1 pseudogene is annotated in these 1,242 nt (G+C 41.1%); it reads right to left on the reverse strand.

Features of this window, described 5'->3' with window-relative positions:
• Positions 1 to 183: 183 nt before the first annotated feature.
• A pseudogene (locus CSC79_RS20310) lies at positions 184 to 1,242 on the reverse strand (hypothetical protein); the annotation flags it as partial.

Below are 1,242 nucleotides of genomic sequence, written 5' to 3' on the forward strand. Positions count from 1 at the left end.
CTTTAATTGAGCAAATAAAACAGTGCTATTAAGTTTACTTTCTTGGGCTAAAAACTTACTATTTTCTATTACCACCTGTACATCGTTCATTAAGCGAGCGGTTATCACTGTTAAACCTAAATTACACGCATGAAAACAACTGCATGATTGCAGTTTTAATTCTTTATCGAAGACTTTTAAACTTTATGCCAGTAGCTTTTCGCTGTTGCTAACGTTGCTACGCCGTTTTCTGTTCATGTGTTCACAGTAACTCTCTTGTGAGGTCGTCCTACCTACTGCGCCATGAAATACGCGCGTAAATTGCGTGGTCAGTTTTAACCAGTTTTCTGAGGATATATTCACTCTTTCTAGTAAAGGTAAATGTGTGCTTTCAATATACCCGCGTTTGCCTTCTCGTATACAACGCCCTGTTAACTCAACTAGTTCAAGGCAGGGTTTAAGTTCAAACGGTAACCCTTTTGGCATGATTTGACGTGACATGCCTGCAAAGCGTAATAGTTGTTTTGGTTGCTTAGCATCGGCTGCGCTTTCTAATCGTTTTTGAGCACTCGTATGTGATGACTCTTCTGGCGTGTTTGCTATTTTGGCCCTGATAGGATTTAAATCAACGTATGCCATACAGGCTGCCAATGCTGCTTCATCAAGTAGCGCTTGTGACTGCTTTTTATTTTAAGGAAAGGCCCTTCCCACAAAATTGTAAGGAACAACTTTGAATGCCTTAGGCGGCCCGAAGGGTGAGCGCCATGGATGGCAGCGAGTAAAACCTGCCTGTGCAGTTATCTTCTTTATTCGCTTTACGCGCTATATCTTCATTTAGCAACCGCATAAACCAGCTAGTACTTGATAAGCGTTCGCGGTACTGTTTGACCGTTTGATTAAAAAAGATTTGTTCAGTTTTACTTAGCTTCCCACCTCGTAAGTATCTTTGCGTAAGTACGGTGCCTTTACACAGCTTGTGCCAGTGAATAACAATCGCTTTATCATTTAGCCGCTCCGCTTTTTTATCATCAACATACAGCACTAAATGAGTGTGGTTACTCATGACTGCATAAGCACACACATCAATACAAAATACCTTGCCTAACTCTAACAGTTTATCTTCAACCCAACCTCTACGGTGCTCGTATGATTGGCCTGTAAAATGGTCTGCGCCACATAAAAATGCACGCCGAACGCAACGTGAAATACAGTGATAGTATTTTGTATCTGTCAAACTTATTTGACGTTTTCTTGCAGTAGCCA

Origin of the sequence: Pseudoalteromonas sp. 3D05 (genome assembly GCF_002723455.1) — a bacterium.
GTDB lineage: Bacteria > Pseudomonadota > Gammaproteobacteria > Enterobacterales > Alteromonadaceae > Pseudoalteromonas.